Origin of the sequence: Aeromonas taiwanensis (assembly GCF_000820165.1) — a bacterium.
Classification (GTDB): domain Bacteria; phylum Pseudomonadota; class Gammaproteobacteria; order Enterobacterales; family Aeromonadaceae; genus Aeromonas; species Aeromonas taiwanensis.
Window position 1 is genome coordinate 86,641 of record NZ_CDDD01000019.1, and the last position, 18,466, is coordinate 105,106.

The 18,466-nt window shown below is 63.8% G+C and carries 17 protein-coding genes, 1 tRNA gene and 1 pseudogene; all 19 read right to left on the reverse strand.

Translation table 11 applies throughout. From position 1 onward, the window contains the following. Window positions 1-40: 40 nt before the first annotated feature. Window positions 41-1,558 (reverse strand): NADH-quinone oxidoreductase subunit M, encoded by a 1,518-nt coding sequence (gene nuoM, locus BN1136_RS03940; RefSeq protein WP_043759940.1) that lies wholly within the window; start codon window positions 1,556-1,558, stop codon window positions 41-43. 73 nt (window positions 1,559-1,631) lie between these two features. Further along, window positions 1,632-3,479, reverse strand: coding sequence for an NADH-quinone oxidoreductase subunit L (nuoL, locus tag BN1136_RS03945; protein ID WP_043808073.1), 1,848 nt, complete (start codon window positions 3,477-3,479; stop codon window positions 1,632-1,634). Beyond that, window positions 3,476-3,784: an NADH-quinone oxidoreductase subunit NuoK gene (nuoK, locus tag BN1136_RS03950; RefSeq protein WP_010675036.1), complete on the reverse strand. Its 309-nt coding sequence runs from the start codon at window positions 3,782-3,784 to the stop codon at window positions 3,476-3,478. The genes nuoL and nuoK overlap by 4 nt, the downstream gene beginning before the upstream one ends. A gap of 79 nt (window positions 3,785-3,863) precedes the next feature. Then, complete coding sequence (nuoJ, locus tag BN1136_RS03955; protein ID WP_043154784.1) at window positions 3,864-4,403, reverse strand: NADH-quinone oxidoreductase subunit J; 540 nt, start codon at window positions 4,401-4,403, stop codon at window positions 3,864-3,866. A 9-nt stretch (window positions 4,404-4,412) separates the two neighbouring features. After that, a complete protein-coding gene (gene nuoI, locus BN1136_RS03960) occupies window positions 4,413-4,955 on the reverse strand; it encodes an NADH-quinone oxidoreductase subunit NuoI (RefSeq protein ID WP_042076570.1) in 543 nt (180 codons plus the stop codon). Window positions 4,956-4,965: 10 nt separating this feature from the next. Beyond that, window positions 4,966-5,931 (reverse strand): NADH-quinone oxidoreductase subunit NuoH, encoded by a 966-nt coding sequence (gene nuoH, locus BN1136_RS03965; protein ID WP_043759947.1) that lies wholly within the window; start codon window positions 5,929-5,931, stop codon window positions 4,966-4,968. Continuing rightward, complete coding sequence (gene nuoG / locus BN1136_RS03970) at window positions 5,928-8,657, reverse strand: NADH-quinone oxidoreductase subunit NuoG (RefSeq protein ID WP_043759949.1); 2,730 nt, start codon at window positions 8,655-8,657, stop codon at window positions 5,928-5,930. Before nuoG ends, nuoH begins: the two co-directional genes overlap by 4 nt. 57 nt (window positions 8,658-8,714) lie before the next feature. Then, window positions 8,715-10,100, reverse strand: a complete 1,386-nt coding sequence (gene nuoF / locus BN1136_RS03975) for an NADH-quinone oxidoreductase subunit NuoF (RefSeq protein WP_043759950.1) — start codon at window positions 10,098-10,100, stop codon at window positions 8,715-8,717. Continuing rightward, window positions 10,097-10,636: an NADH-quinone oxidoreductase subunit NuoE gene (gene nuoE, locus BN1136_RS03980; protein ID WP_010675030.1), complete on the reverse strand. Its 540-nt coding sequence runs from the start codon at window positions 10,634-10,636 to the stop codon at window positions 10,097-10,099. Before nuoE ends, nuoF begins: the two co-directional genes overlap by 4 nt. 72 nt (window positions 10,637-10,708) lie before the next feature. Beyond that, complete coding sequence (gene nuoC, locus BN1136_RS03985) at window positions 10,709-12,514, reverse strand: NADH-quinone oxidoreductase subunit C/D (RefSeq protein WP_043759952.1); 1,806 nt, start codon at window positions 12,512-12,514, stop codon at window positions 10,709-10,711. Between the two features lie 2 nt (window positions 12,515-12,516). Beyond that, on the reverse strand, window positions 12,517-13,191 hold the full coding sequence (locus BN1136_RS03990; RefSeq protein ID WP_043759954.1) for a NuoB/complex I 20 kDa subunit family protein: 675 nt from the start codon (window positions 13,189-13,191) through the stop codon (window positions 12,517-12,519). A 29-nt stretch (window positions 13,192-13,220) separates the two neighbouring features. Next, a complete protein-coding gene (locus BN1136_RS03995; protein ID WP_043759955.1) occupies window positions 13,221-13,625 on the reverse strand; it encodes an NADH-quinone oxidoreductase subunit A in 405 nt (134 codons plus the stop codon). Window positions 13,626-13,881: 256 nt separating this feature from the next. Continuing rightward, complete coding sequence (locus BN1136_RS04000) at window positions 13,882-14,757, reverse strand: flagellar motor protein MotB (protein WP_043759957.1); 876 nt, start codon at window positions 14,755-14,757, stop codon at window positions 13,882-13,884. After that, window positions 14,735-15,493 carry a flagellar motor protein gene (locus tag BN1136_RS04005; RefSeq protein ID WP_025327212.1) on the reverse strand — a complete coding sequence of 253 codons (759 nt, stop codon included), beginning with the start codon at window positions 15,491-15,493 and terminating at the stop codon, window positions 14,735-14,737. Before BN1136_RS04005 ends, BN1136_RS04000 begins: the two co-directional genes overlap by 23 nt. A gap of 523 nt (window positions 15,494-16,016) precedes the next feature. After that, a tRNA-Ser gene (locus BN1136_RS04010) sits at window positions 16,017-16,104 on the reverse strand. Window positions 16,105-16,280: 176 nt separating this feature from the next. After that, window positions 16,281-16,898, reverse strand: coding sequence for a TPM domain-containing protein (locus BN1136_RS04015; RefSeq protein WP_043759960.1), 618 nt, complete (start codon window positions 16,896-16,898; stop codon window positions 16,281-16,283). A 21-nt stretch (window positions 16,899-16,919) separates the two neighbouring features. Further along, on the reverse strand, window positions 16,920-17,654 hold the full coding sequence (locus BN1136_RS04020) for a TPM domain-containing protein (RefSeq protein ID WP_043759961.1): 735 nt from the start codon (window positions 17,652-17,654) through the stop codon (window positions 16,920-16,922). Beyond that, a complete protein-coding gene (locus BN1136_RS04025; protein WP_043759963.1) occupies window positions 17,651-18,256 on the reverse strand; it encodes a LemA family protein in 606 nt (201 codons plus the stop codon). Before BN1136_RS04025 ends, BN1136_RS04020 begins: the two co-directional genes overlap by 4 nt. Before the next feature lie 42 nt (window positions 18,257-18,298). Continuing rightward, window positions 18,299-18,466: pseudogene (locus tag BN1136_RS20355) on the reverse strand (penicillin-insensitive murein endopeptidase); the annotation flags it as partial.

Below are 18,466 nucleotides of genomic sequence, written 5' to 3' on the forward strand. Positions count from 1 at the left end.
AGGGCTCCCGACATGGACATGGAAGGCGAAAGAGAAAGCATCATTGCAGCGCTCCCGTGTCTGGCAGCGCATACCAGTGCAGCACGCTCAGGAGACTGCTGCTGGCGGTATCCAGCACCGGCTGGGGATAGAGGCCGAGCAGCACCAGGAGGCCGGCGATGGTCAGCATCATGGCCAGTTCCCGCTTGTCCAGCCCCTTGAGCACGCTCTCCTCCTTGGGGGTACCGAAGCAGGCGCGCTGCAGCATGATGAGGGAGTAGACCGATGCCAGCACCAGGCCGAAGGTGGCGATGACGGTCATGATGGGGGCCACCTGGAAGCTGCCGATGAGGATCAGGAACTCGCCGACGAAGTTGCCGGTGCCCGGCATCCCGAGGGAGGCCACAGAGAAGAACAGCATGACGCCGGGCAGGTAGCGCAGGCGTCCCCAGAGGCCGCCCATCTGGCGCAGGTCCCGGGTGTGCAGGCGCTCGTAGAGCTGGCCGCACAGGATGAAGAGGCCGGCGGCGGAGAGACCGTGGGCGATCATCTGCACCACGGCACCCTGCAGGGCGAGCTCGCTGCCGGAATAGATGGCGATCATCACGAAGCCCATGTGGGAGATGCTGGTGTAGGCCACCAGCCGCTTGATGTCGGTCTGGGCGAACGCCAGCAGGGCGCCGTAGACGATGCCGATGAGGCCGAGGCCCATGGCGTAGGGAGCGAACTCGGCGGAGGCCTCGGGGAACAGCGGCAGGGTGAAGCGCAGCAGGCCGTAGGCGGCGGTCTTGAGCAGGATGCCAGCGAGATCCACGGAGCCTGCGGTGGGCGCCTGGCTGTGGGCGTCAGGCAGCCAGCCGTGCAGGGGCACCAGGGGCATCTTGACCGCGAAGGCGATGAAGAAGCCCAGCATCAGCAGCCACTGTACCGTGCTGCTCATGGGGGTGTTCAGCAGCTCCTGATAGTTGAAGGTGAAGACGCCGGTGGCGGCGTGGTGGGTCAGCACCAGGCCCAGGATGGCCACCAGCATGATGAGGCCGCTCGCCTGGGTGTAGATGAAGAACTTGGTGGCGGCGTTGATGCGCGACTTGCCGTCGGTGACCGAGTGTCCCCAGAGCGCGATCAGGAAGTACATGGGGACCAGCATCATCTCCCAGAAGAAGAAGAAGAGGAACAGGTCCACCGCCATGAAGACGCCGAGCACGCCCCCCAGGATCCACAGCAGGTTCAGGTGGAAGAAGCCGATGCGCTGCACGATCTCCTTCCAGGAACAGAGGATGGCCAGCACGCCGATGAAGCTGGTGAGCATCACCATCAGGAGCGACAGGCCGTCCACCGCCAGATGCAATGAGATGCCGAAGCGGGGGATCCAGGGCTGTTGCCACTCTGCCGCCCAGACGGGCAGGCCGGGGTTGGCCAGGGTGAAGTCACCGCCGAGCCAGATGGCGCTGGAGAGCACCAGGCAGGCGCTCATGGAGGCGAGGGCCACCCAGCGGACGAACTGGCCGCCGAGTCGCTCCATCTGCCAGCAGAGCAAGCCGCCGATGAAGGGTATTAACAAGATCCAGAGTAAGGTCACGATATCAGCTCTCGTCTATGTTCTGGTCGTTGTGCAGGCCCGCAGGCCTGCGTGAAATTGAAATGCCATGGGATCAACCGAGCAGCAGCAGGGCCAGGATCAGGGCGGCACCCATCCCCATGGAGGCGGCATACCAGCGCAGCTTGCCGGAGACGGTCCATGCCAGCAGCTGGTGGCCGGCTTGTGCCAGCACGGCGGGCAGATTCATCAATCGGTCCAGCGGGTCCTTGCCGAGCAGCCGGGTGGCCAGCAGGTAGGGCTTGACCCAGAGCAGGTCATAGAGCCAGTCAAAGCCCCAGGCGTTGAACCAGAGGGTACCCAGCAGACGGCCAGGCCCGCTCTCGGCGATACCCTTCACCAGACGGCGCTCGCCCAGGAACAGGAAGGCGGCCAACGCGATGCCTGCCACGGCGATGAGTCCGGAGAGGATCTCCAGGGCATGGCGACCCTCCTCGATCTGATCCCCCGGGCCCGCCGGCAGCACACCGGCCAGCGGCGGCACGATGAGGGCTCCCACACCGGTGGAGAGCACCAGCAGCACCAGCAGCGGCAGCTGGTGGGCCAGGCCGTGGCCGGCGTGAGCCTCGGTCTGCGCCTTGCCGTGGAAGGCGATGAAGATGAGGCGGAAGGTGTAGAGGGAGGTCAGGAAGGCCCCGCCCAGACCCGCCCACAGCAGGGCGCTCTGGCCGCTGGCCTGCACCTGCCAGAGGATGGCGTCCTTGCTGTAGAAGCCGGCGGTCACCAGCGGCAGCGCGGCGAGCGCCGAGCCCCCCACCAGGAAGCAGGCGTAGACCAGGGGCAGACTCTTGCGCAGGCCCCCCATCTTGAAGATGTTCTGCTCGTGGTGGGTCGCATTGATGACGGCACCGGCGGAGAGGAACAAGAGCGCCTTGAAGAAGGCGTGGGTCATCAGGTGGAAGATGGCCCCTTCCCAGGCACCGACCCCCAGGGCCAGGAACATGTAGCCGATCTGGCTCATGGTGGAGTAGGCCAGGATCCGCTTGATGTCGGTCTGCACCAAGGCGGCGAAGCCTGCCAGCACCAGGGTCACGGCACCTACGACGGCCACCAGATGCAGGATCTCGGGGGCGAGCAGGAAGAGACCGTGGGTACGGGCGATGAGGTAGACCCCCGCCGTCACCATGGTGGCCGCGTGGATCAACGCCGAGACCGGGGTCGGACCCGCCATGGCATCCGCCAGCCAGGTCTGCAGCGGCAGCTGGGCGGACTTGCCGACCGCGCCGCCGAGCAGCATCAGGCAGGCGAACGACAGGGCAGGGGAGCCGTCGGCAAACATCGCCGGGGCCCTTACCAGCAGCTCGTGGATGTTGAGGGTGCCGAGTTCGCGATAGAGCACGAAGAGCCCGATGGCGAGGAAGACGTCACCGACCCGGGTCACCACGAACGCCTTGAGGGCGGCCGCCCCGTTGGCGGGGTTGCGGTAGTAGAAGCCGATCAGCAGGTAGCTGCACAGGCCCACCCCTTCCCACCCCAGGTAGACGAACAGCAGATCGTCTGCCAGCACCAGGAACAGCATGCTGGCGATGAAGAGGTTGGTGTAGGTGAAGAAGCGGGAGTAACCCTCTTCCCCGCGCATGTACCAGGAGGCGAACAGGTGGATGAAGAAGCCCACCCCGGTCACCACCCCCAGCATGGTGAGCGACAGCCCGTCCAGGGAGAGGCGGAAGGCGGGCTGGAACTCGCCCACCGTCATCCACTGCCACAGGGTCTGGGTATAGACGCCGCCTTTCGGCATGGTGTTGAGGAAATCGATGCCGACCCAGAGGGTAGTCAGGGCCGACAGGCCTATGCTGCCGACGCCGATGAGCGCAGAGGTGCGCTCACCGAGGCGGCCGAGGGAGAAGGCCAGCAGCAACCATCCCAACAGAGGGAACAGAAAAGTCAGATATAGGAGGCTCATCCGCGCATCTCGCTCACAGTGTCCACGTTCAGGGTGTGGTAACGACGATAGAGCAGCAGTAACAGGGCGAGGCCGATACTGGCCTCCGCTGCCGCCAGAGAAATCACCAGTATGTACATGATCTGGCCGTCGGCCTGGGCCCAGCGGCTACCCGCCACCACGAACGCCAGGGCGGACGCGTTCATCATGATTTCGATACTCATGAGGATAAACAGTAGGTTGCGGCGTATCAGCAGGCCGCACAAGCCGATGGCGAACAGGATGGCCGCCAGCAGAAGGCCGTGTTCCATGGGTATTCCACTCATCGCCATTCTCCTTGCGCTTGCTGGATGGAAAGGGGGCAGGCCGCCAGCAGCAGGTTATGCATCACCATGGGAATGCCGCTCATTGCTGACCTCCTTCTTGTGTGGTGCGGGGCACCGAGAGCACTTCGCCGCTCTTGTCCTCGCGGCCAAGGTGATAGGCGGTGACCAGACCCGCGAGCAGCAGGATGGAGGCGAGCTCCACCGCCAGCACATAGGGTCCGAACAGGGCGATGCCGACCTCTTTGGCGCTGACGTCGGTCTGGCCAAGCGTGCCGCCGGTCACACCGAGGATGCCGTGGGCCAGGAAGCCCAGCAGGACGAGGGAGAGCAGGGCGGGGCCACCCCAGGTGGTGGGGGTGAGCCACTTCTTCTCCTGATCCTGGGCGCTCCCCAGGTTCAGCATCATCACCACGAACACGAACAGCACCATGATGGCGCCCGCGTAGACGATCACCTGCAGGGCCCCCGCGAAGGCGGCGCCCAGGCAGAAGAAGATCATGGCCACGGCGATGAGGGAGATGATGAGATTGAGCAGCGCGTGCATGGGGTTGCTGGTGCTGATCACCCGCAGCGTGCTGTAAACGGCGACCAGGGCCGCGGCATAGAATGCCAGTTCCATGATTGACTCCTAGGGCAGCAGGCTCTTGACATCGATGGGCTTGGCTTCGTTCTCGGCATCCCCTTTCGGCTTGCCGTCGATGGCCATCCCGCTCATGCGGTAGAAGTTGTAGTCCGGGTACTTGCCGGGGCCGCTTATCAGCAGATCTTCCTTCTCGTAGACCAGATCCTGGCGGCGATACTCTCCCATCTCGAAATCCGGCGTCAGCTGGATGGCGGTGGTGGGGCAGGCCTCCTCGCACAGGCCGCAGAAGATGCAGCGGGAGAAGTTGATGCGAAAGAACTCCGGGTACCAGCGGCCGTCTTCCCGTTCCGCCTTCTGCAGGGAGATGCAGCCGACCGGGCAGGCCACGGCGCACAGGTTGCACGCCACACAGCGCTCGTCGCCGTCGGGGTCGCGGGTCAGCACGATGCGGCCGCGAAAACGCGGGGCGGCATAGACCGGCTGTTCCGGGTAGCTCAGGGTCTCGCGAGGGCGCCAGGCATGGGAAAAAACCATCCCCAGACTGCGTAATTGGGTGCCGACACCCTTGATAATGCTCGTAATTTTCATTGGTGCCTCATTACATGTTCAGCAGCACGACTGCGCCTGTGACCAGCATGTTGAGCAGGGTCAGGGGCAGGCACACTTTCCAGCCAAAGGACATCACCTGGTCGAAGCGCGGGCGGGGCAGGGAGGCCCGCAGCAGGATGAAGAACACCATGAAGCAGGCGGTCTTCAGGGCGAACCAGATGAAGGGCGGCAGCCAGGGGCCGTGCCAGCCACCGAAGAAGAGGGTCACGATGAGGGAGGAGATCAGCACGATGCCGATGTACTCGCCCACGAAGAAGAGACCCCACTTCATGCCCGCGTACTCGATGTGATAGCCATCGGCGAGCTCCTGCTCGGCTTCCGGCTGATCGAACGGGTGGCGGTGGGTGACGGCGACCCCGGCGAACAGGAAGGTGACGAAGCCCAGGATCTGGGGGATCACGTTCCACATGCCGGCCTGGGCCTCGACGATGTCACGCAGGTTGAAGCTGCCGGTCTGGATGACGATGCCCATGAGCGAGAGACCGAGGAACACCTCGTAGGAGAGGGTCTGGGCCGAGGCGCGCAGGCTGCCGAGCAGGGAGTACTTGTTGTTGCTCGACCAGCCGGCGAACAGCACGGCGTAGACCGCCAGCCCCGCGATGGCCAGGATGTAGAGCAGGCCCACGTTGAGATCCGCCACGCCCCAGGTGGGGGTGATGGGCACCACCGCAAACGCCAGGATGAAGGCGGTGAAGGCGATGATGGGGGCCAGCACGAAGATCCGGCGATCCGCGAACGGCGGGATCCAGTCCTCCTTGAAGAACATCTTGACCATGTCGGCCGCCAGCTGCAGCAGACCGAAGGGGCCAACCCGGTTGGGGCCGTAACGATCCTGCCAGAGTGCCAGCAGACGGCGCTCGATGAAGCTCATGAAGGCACCGGCCCCCACTATCCCCACCAGCACGATCAGGGCCTTGCCGATCTCCAGCAACAGATCCATCAGCGAGTCGCTCATGCGATCACCTCCTGCAGGTTATCGATCAGGGCGTGGTGCAGGGCGGTCGGCAGGCCGTTCACCCCGAGCGGCAGCCCCACCAGGCCCCGGGCCAGGGCATCGCTGACGCGAAGGCGCAGGCGCCAGTGATTGCCACCCCAGGAGAAAGCCACCTGGCTGCCGGCACTCAGGGCGAGACGAGCCGCGTCTGCGTGGTTCAGCACCAGGGCGGGCTCGCCCATGCGGGCCTGGATGACCGGACTGCGGGCGGAGAGTTCTTCGCCGCCGAACAGCTGATCGTAACTCACCACCTGCAGGGCTGCCTGGGCGTGGAAGGGGGCGGGGATGACATCGAACCAGCCGAGGCTGTCCTCGCCCGGTTCCAGCAGGCGACGGCCGGGATCCCCGGCGCGCAGGTTGCCACCCACCTCGTCCTGGAACTTGTTCCAGGCAGACGGCGAGTTCCAGCCCGGCGCCCAGGCGAAGGGCACCTGGGAGAGGGGCTGGCGGGCACCGGCGTAGCCTTCCATGGAAAAGGCGAACGGGGAGTCGGGATCCTGCGCCACCCGGGGCTCGCTCACGTTCTGATCCGCCAGCATGGAGGTGCGGCCGCTGTAGCGGTGCGGCTCGCGGGCGAGCTTCATGCCGCGAATGCGCAGGCCGGCGTTGGGGGCGGGCTCGCGCATGGCACCGAGCTGCGGGGTGCTGGCTGCGCACTCGGCGCTCACGTCGTCGAAGGTGTTCCAGCGCAGGGGCTTGCGCGCCAGTGCCCCTTGCAGGGCGGCCAGCCAGCGCCAGCTCTCGCGCACCTGGATGTCGGCGTCGTAGAAGGCGGGGGAATAGACCTGGAAGAAGCGCTGGGCGCGACCTTCCATGTTGACCTGGGTACCGTCCGCCTCGGCGAAGCTGGCGGCGGGCAGCACCAGGCTCGCCTTCTGGGCGGTCTGGCTGGCCTGGTGATCCACCACCAGCAGGTGCTGCAGGCGATCCAGGGCGGCATCCACCCGGCTGCGCGGCGCACGGCGGTAGAGATCGTTCTCCAGCACCACCAGGGCGAGTTTCTCCTCCCCTTCGATGCGCTCGAGAGCGGCCTCCAGGGGGGCGGCATCCCGGGCCAGCATGGCCAGCCCCAGACTGTTGACCTCCTGGGCCACCAGGGCGAGCTCCACCGCCTGGCCGCGGCCCTTGAGGGCGCGGGCGATGTTGCTGGCCGCCTCGATCAGGGCCAATGAGCGGGCACCATTGCCTGCGATGATGAGGGGCTTCCTGGCGCTGCCGAGCAGTTCGGCCCAGCGGGCTGCCAGGGCCTGCTGCTCGGGAGCAAGATCCGTCGGCGCCGGAGCAGAAGCATCCAGCAGGTGGGCGATGGCGAAGCCAAGGCGCGCCTGATCCGCGTGAGGGGCGTGCAGGGTGCCGCTCGCCACGTCGTCCAGACGGGTGGCATCCAGGCTGGTGATGAGCAGGGGGTAGCGTTCGTTCTGGGCCAGGGTCTGCACTGCGGCGACCTGCCAGAGATCCACTTTCAGCTTGCGGGCGATCTCGCGGCCCTTGCCCTTGACCGCCTGGCGCAGGGCCAGGGCGATGCGGGCGGCGGTCTGGGTGACGTCTTCGCCGAGCACCAGCACGGCGTCGGCCTCTTCCATGTCGCGCAGGCTGGGGGTGCGCACACCGCCCTGCTCCAGGATCTGCAGCATCTTCTGCAGGCATTCCCATTCGCTCTGCTCAACACCAGAGTAGAAGTTGGCGGCCCCCACCAGCTCGCGCAGGGCGTAGTTGCTCTCAAGCGACGCCCGGGGCGAGCCGATGCCGATGAGGCCGGAGGCGGTGCGCAGGGCATCGGCGGCGCGGTTCAGGGCACCGTCCACCGTGATGGCCAGCCTGTCGCCACCCTCTTGCAAGAGGGGCTGGCGGGGGCGGTCGGCCAGGTTGACGTGACCGTAGCCGAAGCGACCGCGATCGCACAGGAAGTAGTGGTTCAGGGCGCCGTGGAAGCGGTTCTCGATGCGGCGCAGCTCACCGTAGCGCTCACCCGGGCTGATGTTGCAGCCGACGGAGCACCCCTGGCAGATGCTGGGGGCGAACTGCATGTCCCACTTGCGGTTGTAGCGCTCGGAGTGGGTCTTGTCGGTGAAGACGCCGGTGGGGCAGACCTCCACCAGGTTGCCGGAGAACTCGCTCTCCAGGGTGCCATCCTCGACCCGGCCGAAGTAGACGTTGTCGTGGGCGCCATAGACCCCGAGATCCTCGCCACCGGCGTAATCCTTGTAGTAGCGCACGCAGCGATAGCAGGCGATGCAGCGGTTCATCTCGTGGTTGATGAAGGGGCCCAGATCCTGGTTCTGGTGGGTGCGCTTGGTGAAGCGGTAGCGGCGGCTGTTGTGGCCGGTCATCACCGTCATGTCCTGCAGGTGGCAGGCGCCGCCCTCTTCGCACACCGGGCAGTCGTGGGGGTGGTTGGTCATCTGCCACTCCACCACCGTCTTGCGAAACTCCTTCGCCTCTTCGTCCTCGATGGAGATATAGGTGCCATCGGTGGAGGGGGTCATGCAGGACATGACCAGGCGGCCGCGTTTGTCGTCGGCATTCTGATACTGTTTGACCGCACACTGGCGGCAGGCACCGACGCTACCCAGCGCCGGGTGCCAGCAAAAATAGGGGACGTCCAGACCCAGCGACAGACAGGCTTGCAGCAGGTTGTCTGCCCCGTCTACCTCGTACTCTTTACCGTCTACATGAATGGTTGCCATACAACTTCCCTGAAACCTGTTTTGTGAAATCGGCTATTGCCCGATGCGTCCCGGCGCTTACCAGCGCTCGCCCAGCAGGTTGGGCTGGATGCCCTTGAACAGCTTGTGATTGTCCTGCGCGGCCTTGACTCCGGCCTCGAATTCGGAGCGGAAATACTTCATCGCACTGCCAAGGGGCTCGACGGCACCTGGGGCGTGGGCGCAGAAGGTCTTGCCCGGGCCGAGGAAGCTGACCAGCTGCTCCAGGGTGGCGAGATCCTCGGGCTGGCCTTCACCCCGCTCCAGGGCCCGCAGGATCTTGACGCTCCAGGGCAGGCCGTCGCGGCAGGGGGTGCACCAGCCGCAGGATTCGCGGGCGAAGAACTCCTCCATGTTGCGCAGCAGAGAGACCATGTTGATGCTGTCGTCCACCGCCATGGCAAGGCCCGTCCCCATCCGGGTGCCGACCTTGCCGATGCCGCCGGCATACATCTGGGCATCCAGGTGTTCGGGCAGCAGGAAGCCGGTACCGGCGCCGCCCGGTTGCCAGGCCTTGAGGCGATAGCCGGGTTTCATGCCGCCGGCGTACTCCTCGAACAGCTCGCGGGCGGTGATGCCAAAGGGCAGCTCCCACAGCCCCGGGGTGTTCACCTTGCCGGAGAAGCCCATCAGCTTGGTGCCGTGATCTTCCGAACCTGGCAGCGCCAGCCCCTGATACCAGGCCACACCGTTGCCGATGATGGCGGGCACGTTGCACAGGGTTTCGACGTTGTTGACGCAGGTGGGTTTGCCCCAGACGCCGGAAACGGCGGGGAAGGGGGGTTTGGCACGCGGGTTGGCGCGCCGCCCTTCCAGGGAGTTGATGAGGGCAGTCTCCTCGCCGCAGATGTAGCGGCCGGCGCCGGTGTGGACGAACAGCTCGAAATCAAATCCCGAGCCCAGGATGTTCTTGCCAAGGAGCCCGGCGGCCTTGGCTTCTTCCACGGCGCGGCGCAGGTGGATGGCGGCGTCCACGTACTCGCCGCGCAGGAAGATGTAGCCGCGATAGGCCTTGAGGGCCCTGGCCGAGATGATCATCCCCTCGATGAGCAGGTGGGGCAGCTGCTCCATCAGCAGCCGATCCTTGTAGGTGTTCGGCTCCATCTCGTCGGCGTTGCAGAGCAGGTAACGGATGTTCATGCTCTCGTCCTTGGGCATCAGTCCCCACTTCACCCCGGTGGAGAAGCCTGCGCCTCCGCGCCCCTTGAGGCCGGCATCCTTGACGGTGCTGACAATCTCGTCCGGGCTCATCTGGCCAAGTGCCTTGCGAGCGGCCTCGTAGCCCTGCTTGGCCTGGTACTCCTCGAGCCAGACCGGCTGGCCGTCGTCCCGCAGGCGCCAGGTGAGGGGATGCGTCTCGGCAGCGCGGGGGATGCGGTTGGCGGTGCCGAGGGAGGCGAGAGTCTTGCCTGGCTGGATGCTCATGGGTAAGCCTCCAGGGTCTTGAGCAGGCTGACGGCGTCGAGCCCGCCATAGGTGTCGTCATCGATCATGATGGCCGGTCCCTTGTCGCAGTTGCCGAGGCAGCAGACCGGCAGCAGGGTGAAGCGGCCATCCGGGGAGGTCTGGCCGGGGGCCAGATTGACGACCTCTTTCAGGCCGGCCAGCAGCTGTTCATGGCCGTTGATGTAGCAGACCATGCTGTCGCAGACGCGAATGATGTGGCGACCCACCGGCTGGCGGAAGATCTGGCTGTAGAAGGTGGCGACCCCTTCCACATCGCTGGCGGGGATGCCGAGTTCGGCACCGATGGCGTGGATGGCACCATCCGGTACCCAGCCGCGGGCCTGCTGCACTATCTTGAGCGCTTCTATGCTGGCGGCACGGGGATCTTCGTAGTGGTGTTTCTCGTGTTCGATGGCATCGCGCTCCGCTTGGCTCAGGACGAAATCGCCCTGCTGGCTGCTGCATGCCCCTTGCCCTTGTGGGGTCTGGTTATTGTGACACTGACATTGGCTCATGACTTGACCTTTTGTGGCTTGTCCCTTTACTGCGCGTCTCGCCCTTCGCCCCGTCTGCCGGGGCGAGAGGACTCAACGATCCACATCTGACATAACGAAATCGATACTGCCCAGGTAGACGATGAGGTCCGACACCATCTGGCCGCGGATCACCGAGGGGATCTGCTGCAGGTGGGCGAAGCTCGGGGTGCGGATCCGGGTCCGGTAGCTCATGGTGGAGCCGTCACTGGTCAGGTAGTAGCTGTTGACCCCCTTGGTCGCCTCTATCATCTGGAAGGACTCGGCGGCCGGCATGACGGGCCCCCAGGAGACTTGCAGGAAGTGGGTGATCAGGGTCTCGATGTCCTGCAGGGTGCGATCTTTCGGCGGTGGCGTGGTGAGCGGGTGATCCGCCTTGAACGGCCCTTCGGGCATGTTCTTCATGCACTGCTCGATGATGCGCATACTCTGGCGGATCTCCTCGATGCGCACGGTGGCACGGTCGTAGGCATCCCCGTTCGCTCCCACCGGCACCTCGAACTCGAACTGGTCGTAACCGGAATACGGACGCCATTTGCGCACGTCGAAGTTGAGGCCGGTGGCGCGCAGACCGCCCCCCGTGGTGCCCCAGGCCAGGGCCTGCGCCGTGTTGTAGGCGGCGACGCCTATGGTGCGGCCGCGCAGTATGCTGTTGCGCATGGCGGCTTTTTCATACTCCATCAAGCGCTTGGGCAGCCAGCTCAGCAGGTTGTCCTGGATGAGGCGGGCCCAGCCGGTGGGCAGATCGTGGGCCACGCCGCCGATGCGGAACCAGGCCGGGTGCATACGCGCGCCCGTGATGGCTTCGATGATGGTGTAGATCTTCTGCCGGTCGGTGAAGGTGAAGAAGACCGGGGTCATGGCCCCCACGTCCTGGATATAGGTGCCAAGGAACAGCAGGTGGCTCTGGATGCGGAACAGCTCCGCCATCATGACCCGGATCACGTCGACCCGGCCCGGCACCTTGATGCCCGCCAGCTTCTCGACCGCCAACACATAGGGCAGGTTGTTCATCACGCCGCCCAGATATTCGACCCGGTCGGTGTAGGGGATGTAGCTGTGCCAGGACTGGCGCTCTCCCATCTTCTCGGCGCCGCGGTGGTGATAGCCGATGTCGGGCACGCAGTCGCGGATTTCCTCCCCGTCGAGCTGCAGCACCAGGCGGAAGGCGCCGTGGGCGGAGGGGTGGTTGGGGCCGAGGTTCAGGAACATGTAGTCCTCGTTCTCGTTGCCCCGGGCCATGCCCCACTCTTCGGGCTTGAACAGGAGGTTGTCCTGCTCCTGATCCTGCTTGACCGCATCGAGCATGAAGGGATCGAACTCGGTCGCCCGCGCCGGGTAGTCCTTGCGTAGCGGGTGTCCCTGCCAGCTCTTGGGCATCATGATGCGGGTCAGATGGGGGTGGCCGTCGAAGGTGATGCCCATCAGATCCCACACTTCACGCTCGTACCAGTTGGCGTTGGGGAAGTGGCGGCTGACGGTGGGCAGATGCAGATCGCTCTCCTTGAGCGGCACCTTCAGCATGACGTCGGCGTTGCGGTCGATGGAGACGAGGTGATAGAAGACGGTGAAGTCGCTCTCGGGCAGACCGTGGCGATGGCTGCGCATCCGTTCGTCGGTGGCGCTCAAGTCGAACAGCATCACGAAGGGGGAGGGCAGCGTTTTAAGGAACCCCATCACGTCCAGCAGCAGTTCCCGGGAGAGCCAGATGACGGGGACACCGGTGCGGGTGCTCTGCACGGTGAAGCGCTCGGCGCCGAAGTGGGCGAACAGCTCGCCCACCACCTGGGCATCGGCGTGATCGGCGGTTTGCCACTGGGCCATGGTGTAGTTGCTTGGGAATTCTCGAGTCAGTTTCATGGTCAGATCTCATCCGGCGTGCGCAGGTTGGTCACGTTGATCCGCTCGCCGCGCTTGCGTTCCTTCTCGGCCTGCATCTGGGGGCGATAGACCCCCTGATCTCCCACTACCCAGGAGAGGGGACGGCGTTCCTTGCCGATGGAGTCCTGCAGCAGCATCAGGGCCTGCAGGAAGGCCTCGGGGCGGGGCGGGCAGCCCGGAATGTAGACGTCGACCGGCAGGAACTTGTCCACCCCCTGGACGACGGAGTAGATGTCGTACATGCCGCCGGAGTTGGCACAGGCGCCCATGGAGATGACCCACTTGGGTTCGAGCAACTGTTCATAGAGGCGCTGGATGACGGGCGCCATCTTGATGAAGGGGGTACCGGCGATCACCATGAAGTCCGCCTGGCGCGGTGAGGCGCGAATGACTTCGGCGCCGAAGCGGGCCACGTCATGGGGGGAAGTGAAGGCGGTACACATCTCCACATAGCAGCAGGAGATGCCGAAGTTGTAGGGCCAGAGGGAGTTCTTGCGGCCCCAGTTGACGGTGTCTTGCAGCACCTCTTCGAGACGCCCGATCATGATGCCACGGGTCGCTTGCTGCGCCAGTGGATCATCGACGGTCTGGCGCTGTTCCTGGGGGTAGCGCTCGACGGGCGCATCCGGGTCAATCCGGGTCAGGGTGTACTTCATGGTGCAACCTCAAAGAGATAATCGGTAGTTCAGTCTGGTTTCTTGTCAGTCAGGACACGCTTTTTCGGCGCCCAGTCGAGGGCGCCGATGCGCCACAGGTAGATGAGGCCTACCAGCAGCAAGGTGATGAAGATGGTGGCTTCTATGAAGCCGACCCAGCCGCTTTCCCGAACGGACACGGACCAGGCAAAGAGATAGAGCGCCTCGACATCGAAGATGACGAAGAACATGGCGACCAGATAAAACTTGGCGGAGAAGCGCAGGCGGGCGTTGCCCACGGAATCCACGCCTGACTCGAAGGGTTTGTTCTTGGCTCGGCCATAGGCACGACCCCCCAGCAGAGCTGCCAGACCTATCATGATGAGGCAGATGCAGATGGCGCCAATGACATAGACAGCAAAAGCCCAATGCTGGACGGCAATATCAGCAAACATATAGGTTTTCCCTAACCAAATTAATCATGTGACTTAACAATGGTGTTACGTAGTATGCCACTTTCATACTGATTTACATGCCATTTCAGCGGATTAATTATTAATCATCAGAGGGAAAATCGCGTTTTGCTAGCGGGGTCAATTTTCTCATTTGAGAATCGTTTTCAATCGTTTTTGAGAGGCCCCAAAAACAGGGAATGTTTGAAAAGAGGGAGGCGTCGCAGGAGAGAAAAGACCCCGCATGGCGGGGTCTGTTTCAGGGTTTGAGGAGGGGCAGGGCCTGTTCCGCCGCTTTGCCCTGGGAGAGCACGATCTCCACCCGCCGATTGGCCTGGCGGTGTTCCGGGGTGTCATTGGGATAACGGGGCTGGGTGTCTGCCACCCCTTGTGCAATGACCCGTCGCGAGTCCAGCTTGGGATTGGTCAGCAGGGTGTGGACTATGGTGGCCGCCCGCAACACCGACAGCTCCCAGTTGTTGCGATAGAGTTCCACCGGTGCCTGGGAGTTGTCGGTGTGGCCGGTGACCACCACCATGCCGGGGATATCGGCCAGGACGTCGGAGACCTTGTTGACCAGGGGGATGAACTGGGGTTGCAGGAAGGCCGAGTCCGCCGGGAACAGGGTCTTCTCGCCGATGCGGATCACCAGCTGGCTGCCTAGCTGTTCTACTTCGATCTCCTTGGATTCGATCTGGCTCTTGAGCTGCTGCTCCAGCTTCTGCTTGGTGCTGATGGTCCAGTCCTGCTCCTTGGTCTTGTGGGGCCAGGATTCGGTCGCACTGGGCTTCTCGGACGAGCCTATGGTCTCGTTGAAGGGATCGGAGGCCGATGCAGGAGCCTCGGTGTCGAGCACCTTCTCCTGCTGCGACGTACCCGGGGTGGTCTTGGACTCGGGCTCCAGGATACCTGTGCCCCCCTGCATCACGGGGGAGCCCGCAGGCAGCGAGACCAGGCCTATCTTGCCGAGCGACTCGATAAAGCCCTGTATCAGTACCCGGGTCTCCGACTGCTTGGCCATGGCGAACGAATAGAGCACCACGAACAGGGCGAACAGCAATGTCATGAAGTCGGCATAGGAGACCAGCCAGCGCTCGTGGTTCTCCGGTGCCTCAGCCTTTTTCTTTTTCGCCACCGTGGCCTCCGAGGTAGGGTTCAAGGGTCACTTGCAGTCGCTGTTGTGACTCGCCGTCCACGATGCAGAGGATGCCGGTCAGGGTCATCTCCTTGTAGTGGCGGATCTGGTGGGCGAAGCCCTTGTAGCGGTTGCCAAAGGGCAGGAAGATCAGGTTGGCGGCACCGACCCCGTAGATGGTGGCGATGAAGGCCACCGCGATGGCGCCCCCCAGTTTGTCCGGTGCATCCAGCAGCCCCATGGCGTGGATGAGGCCAAATACGGCCCCGACGATCCCCATGGTCGGGCAGTAGCCGCCCATGGCTTCATAAAATTTGACGGTCTGTTCGAGATCTTCCTGCTCGAACTCGATCTCGTTTTCCAGCACCTCGTGGATCTTGGTCTTCTCGTAACCGTCCACCATCATCTGGACCCCTTTCTTCAAGAAAGGATCCTTGATGTCGTCGATCATCCCCTCCAGTGCCAGCATGCCGCTGCGCCGCGCATTGCCTGCGAGGGTTTCCAGCAGCTGGGCCTGTTCCAGCATGTCGAGACGCAGGGGAGATATGAGCCACTTGAAGCGTTTGAAGGTCTTGCCGACCACGGAGAAGGGGAACTGGGTCAGCGCCGCCCCCACGGTCCCGCCGATGACGATGAGGAAGGCGGGGAGATCGAGCAGGGCACTGGGATGCCCCCCCTCGATGATGTTGCCACCCAGGATGGCAGCCAGGGCCAGCAGCAAACCAATCAGACTCATGTGTCCATATTCCCTATGCGTTGTGTGTGGCTAGTGTAGCCACTTAACTATCAGTTTTTCAAAACGATATCCAATCGGTGAGCAAATATCCGGGGGGCTGCACCGACAGGGAGACACCTCCCTGTGTCGGCCAGAACGGGAAGATCATAAGGGCAGGAAAACGAGGATGACGGGGTTGTCCATCGGGCGCGATGGGGCGAGGGCGGGCTTGTGCAGGACTGGAAAGCGAAAGGGGGGCTGTGGACTGCGTTTTGAGGCCAGTCGCCTTGTCCGCACCCGGTGAGAGGGCTGGCTTTCCCTTGCGGCATTTGCGGGCAGGCCGGTGTGGAAAGCAAAAAACCGACCATCAGGTCGGTTTTTCAATCTGTACGCCGGGTCGAGATTGACTCGTGCCATCCCTGGCGCTCGCCCTGCGGGCAGCCTGCGGCTGTCCTGCCCCTTGTCGAACCAGGGTTAGAACCGAGCCGCCCGTCACCGGATAAAACAAAAGGCCCAGTCTTGCGACGGGGCCTTTTGTTTTATTTGGCGGTGAGGGAGGGATTCGAACCCTCGATACGTTGCCGTATACACACTTTCCAGGCGTGCTCCTTCAGCCACTCGGACACCTCACCAAATTTTGGTCTGTGGTTTAACGTGTTCAGCCAACACGTGTTCGTTGCGCCGTTGCGCTGGAACGGGGCGTAATTTAGGGGAAAGGGCTGCCGTGGTCAACCTCTTTTCCCCTTATTTTTCATAATCTTTATCGAATGCCTATCCCTTGAACAGAATGCCGTTTTTTTGAACCCGCTCAGGGCTTGCCCAGGATGATCAGGCTGTCGGGCAGCTCGTTCTGATCCCGGGTCGCCGGAAACGCATCCGTCAGGATGGCGCTGGTGCGCTCCACACACTCGAGGAAGCCCTGCTCGATCTCCTTGTTGCGCACTCGCACCACGAAGTCGTCGATGATCTCCTGCCACTGGGCGTTGTCGATGTGCTGGGCGATGCCGTCGTCCACAAGGATCTCCACATAGTGCTCCGCGACCGAGACGAAGATCAGCACTCCAAGCCGGTCGCGGGTGCGGTGCAATCCCTGCTCGATAAACTGCAGGCGGGCCATCAGGGCGGCCCTGTGCTGGCGCACCTTCTTGGGAATGAGCCGCATCTTGATGGGGGTCCAGTGGAACAGCAGGCTCAGCAGCAGCCAGACGGACCATTGCACCAGCAGGATCTCGTACCAGCCGAGCCAGAAGCCGAGCTGGAACACCAGCAGGGGGGTGAGCATGGCCAGCAGGGCGGCCCACAGGGTCGGAATGTAACGGTAACCATCGCTGGCCGGTGCCAGCACCGTCACGAGTTCGGCGTCCGTGGCCTGCTCGGCCTGGCGCACCCTGGCCTGCAAGGTGTGATAAAACTGTTTTGAAATCATTTTGTTGTCTCGTTTCCCTGATTACCAACCGCCGGAGGCGCCGCCGCCACCGAAACTGCCACCACCACCGCTGAAGCCGCCACCGCCCCCGAAGCTGCCACCGGAGCGACCGGCGCCAAATCCACCGGCCAGATAGGCGGCGCGGCGTCGGCCACGACCGCCCCCACCGCCGCCCCCGCGCAGGTTGTGCAGCACGATCATCACAATCACCACTAGGATAAAGAGCCAGGGGCCCCCGAGTTTTTCCTCCTTGCTGGCGTTGTCCACGGGCTGATACTCCCCGGCCAGGGCCTGCATGATGGCCTGGCTGCCGGAGACGATGCCGTCCACCATGTTGCCCCGCTTGAAGGCGGGCAGGATCCGGGTCTGGATGATGTTCGCGGCGATGGCGTCGGGCAGGGCGCCTTCCAGGCCATAACCCACCTCGATGCGCACCTTGCGCTCGTTCTGGGCGATGAGCAGCAGGACGCCGTTATCTTTTCCCTTCTGGCCTATGCCCCAGTGGCGACCGAGCTGATAGCCGTACTCCTCTATGGTCTCGCCATCCAGGCTGTCGATGGAGACCACCACCAGCTGGATACCGCTGCGCTGCTCGAAGGCGGCCAGTTGCTGGGTCAGCTGGTGGGCCTGCTTGCGGGACATCAGGCTGGCGTCATCCACCACCCGCCCGGTCAGGGCCGGGAAGTCGGGGGCGGCATGCAGCGCCGTGGCCCAGCACAGCAGGCAGAGCGTCAGCCAGCGTTTCATCAGGCTCATTGGAAGCTGACCTTGGGCGCCTCATCGGCACCGTGCTTGGCGCTGAACGTGGGCTTGGCCTCCAGATCCGAGTAGAGCAGATTGGACCAGATGACCCCGGGGAAGGTGCGGATCTCGGTGTTGAACTGGCGCACTGCCTCTATGTAGTCCCGTCTGGCCACCGCGATGCGGTTCTCGGTGCCCTCCAGCTGGGCCTGCAGGGTGAGAAATTGCTGATCCGCCTTGAGGTCGGGGTAGCGCTCGACCACCACCATCAAGCGGGAAAGGGCGCTGGAGAGCTGATCCTGGGCCGCCTCGAATGCCTTGAGCTGGGAAGGGTCGCTCGCCTGCACGCTGCCGACCCGGGCCCGGGCATCGGTCACGGCCTTCAGGGTCTCCTGCTCGTGGCTGGCGTACCCCTTGACGGTGGCCACCAGGTTGGGAATGAGATCGGCCCGGCGCTGGTACTGGTTCTCCACCTGGCCCCAGCTCGCCTTGACCTGCTCATCCAGGGTCGGAATGGTGTTCACACCGCAGCCGGTCAAGCCCAGCAGCAGGGTCAGGGTCAGCAGGCCGCGCAGGGCCCCGCGCCAGAGTGCAGTAGCCATCTTGTTGTTCTCCATTAAAATTTCCAGCATTTATCGGTTCACCATAACAGCTTGTGGTCAGCCCTCACAACGTCCGGGCAGCACGGGGGGACGGTAGCTCATCGACACCTTGGGCAACTGGGGCTTGTCCTTGATCCAGGAGGCCAGCTCCTCCCCGCAGCCGTTGCCGGGGGGGAGCTGGCCTCCTGGATCAAGGACAAGCCCCAGTTGCCCAAGGTGGCGATG

Excerpts from the sequence above, each read along its gene's own strand:
- nuoF (WP_043759950.1), bottom strand. The coding sequence starts at position 10,100 with ATGAGCATCCAGCCAGGCAAGACTCTCGCCTCCCTCGGCACCGCCAAC.
- BN1136_RS04005 (WP_025327212.1), bottom strand. The coding sequence starts at position 15,493 with ATGAGTCTGATTGGTTTGCTGCTGGCCCTGGCTGCCATCCTGGGTGGC.
- BN1136_RS03990 (WP_043759954.1), bottom strand. The coding sequence starts at position 13,191 with ATGAAGTACACCCTGACCCGGATTGACCCGGATGCGCCCGTCGAGCGC.
- nuoG (WP_043759949.1), bottom strand. The coding sequence starts at position 8,657 with ATGGCAACCATTCATGTAGACGGTAAAGAGTACGAGGTAGACGGGGCA.
- nuoI (WP_042076570.1), bottom strand. The coding sequence starts at position 4,955 with ATGAAAATTACGAGCATTATCAAGGGTGTCGGCACCCAATTACGCAGT.
- nuoH (WP_043759947.1), bottom strand. The coding sequence starts at position 5,931 with ATGAGCGACTCGCTGATGGATCTGTTGCTGGAGATCGGCAAGGCCCTG.
- nuoK (WP_010675036.1), bottom strand. The coding sequence starts at position 3,784 with ATGAGTGGAATACCCATGGAACACGGCCTTCTGCTGGCGGCCATCCTG.
- nuoC (WP_043759952.1), bottom strand. The coding sequence starts at position 12,514 with ATGAAACTGACTCGAGAATTCCCAAGCAACTACACCATGGCCCAGTGG.
- BN1136_RS03995 (WP_043759955.1), bottom strand. The coding sequence starts at position 13,625 with ATGTTTGCTGATATTGCCGTCCAGCATTGGGCTTTTGCTGTCTATGTC.
- BN1136_RS04025 (WP_043759963.1), bottom strand. The coding sequence starts at position 18,256 with ATGGAGAACAACAAGATGGCTACTGCACTCTGGCGCGGGGCCCTGCGC.
- nuoE (WP_010675030.1), bottom strand. The coding sequence starts at position 10,636 with ATGAGCCAATGTCAGTGTCACAATAACCAGACCCCACAAGGGCAAGGG.
- nuoL (WP_043808073.1), bottom strand. The coding sequence starts at position 3,479 with ATGAGCCTCCTATATCTGACTTTTCTGTTCCCTCTGTTGGGATGGTTG.
- BN1136_RS04015 (WP_043759960.1), bottom strand. The coding sequence starts at position 16,898 with ATGATTTCAAAACAGTTTTATCACACCTTGCAGGCCAGGGTGCGCCAG.
- BN1136_RS04020 (WP_043759961.1), bottom strand. The coding sequence starts at position 17,654 with ATGAGCCTGATGAAACGCTGGCTGACGCTCTGCCTGCTGTGCTGGGCC.
- nuoJ (WP_043154784.1), bottom strand. The coding sequence starts at position 4,403 with ATGGAACTGGCATTCTATGCCGCGGCCCTGGTCGCCGTTTACAGCACG.